General features: G+C 47.8%; 5 tRNA genes. All 5 read left to right on the top strand.

Going from position 1 to position 636, the window contains the following annotated elements:
* The first annotated feature begins 65 nt into the window (after positions 1–65).
* The 5 genes from FD20_RS12665 (at position 66) to FD20_RS12645 (ending at position 572) form a co-directional block, all read left to right on the top strand.
* Positions 66–139: transfer RNA gene (locus FD20_RS12665), tRNA-Arg, on the top strand.
* A gap of 10 nt (positions 140–149) precedes the next feature.
* Positions 150–223: transfer RNA gene (locus FD20_RS12660), tRNA-Pro, on the top strand.
* Positions 224–260: 37 nt separating this feature from the next.
* Positions 261–334, top strand: a tRNA-Met gene (locus tag FD20_RS12655).
* 21 nt (positions 335–355) lie between these two features.
* A tRNA-Ile gene (locus tag FD20_RS12650) sits at positions 356–429 on the top strand.
* 53 nt (positions 430–482) lie between these two features.
* A tRNA-Ser gene (locus FD20_RS12645) sits at positions 483–572 on the top strand.
* Positions 573–636: the final 64 nt, after the last annotated feature.

Here is a 636-nt window from a genome sequence, read left to right as displayed (position 1 = left end):
ATCCTGCGGTAAGTGATTACCGTACCGGTTCGATTCCGGTCCTCGGCATTTTCATTTATTATATTGCACCCATAGCGCAATTGGATAGAGTGTCTGACTACGAATCAGAAGGTTGTAGGTTCGACTCCTACTGGGTGCATCATATTCATCGGGAAGTAGCTCAGCTTGGTAGAGCACCTGGTTTGGGACCAGGGGGTCGCAGGTTCGAATCCTGTCTTCCCGATTAGATGAGAAAACATCTTTTCTTTGATAAATCACATCGCGGCGTAGCTCAGCTGGCTAGAGCGTCCGGTTCATACCCGGGAGGTCAGGGGTTCGATCCCCTTCACCGCGATAGATCTTTTGTATAGAACTTGGACCTTTAGCTCAGTTGGTTAGAGCAGACGGCTCATAACCGTCCGGTCGTAGGTTCGAGTCCTACAAGGTCCATAGTACTGGTATATTGGTTGATTTGTTGTTGAGTATGATTAGTACTTTATTATGGAGGATTACCCAAGTCTGGCTGAAGGGAACGGTCTTGAAAACCGTCAGGTGGGTAAAACCACGCAAGAGTTCGAATCTCTTATCCTCCTTTTTAATATAATTATCGCGGGATGGAGCAGTCTGGTAGCTCGTCGGGCTCATAACCCGAAGGTC

Origin of the sequence: Liquorilactobacillus uvarum DSM 19971 (genome assembly GCF_001434935.1) — a bacterium.
GTDB lineage: Bacteria > Bacillota > Bacilli > Lactobacillales > Lactobacillaceae > Liquorilactobacillus > Liquorilactobacillus uvarum.
The sequence above is the reverse complement of the archived record's forward strand: the minus strand, read 5'-3'. Positions and strand labels throughout refer to the sequence as shown.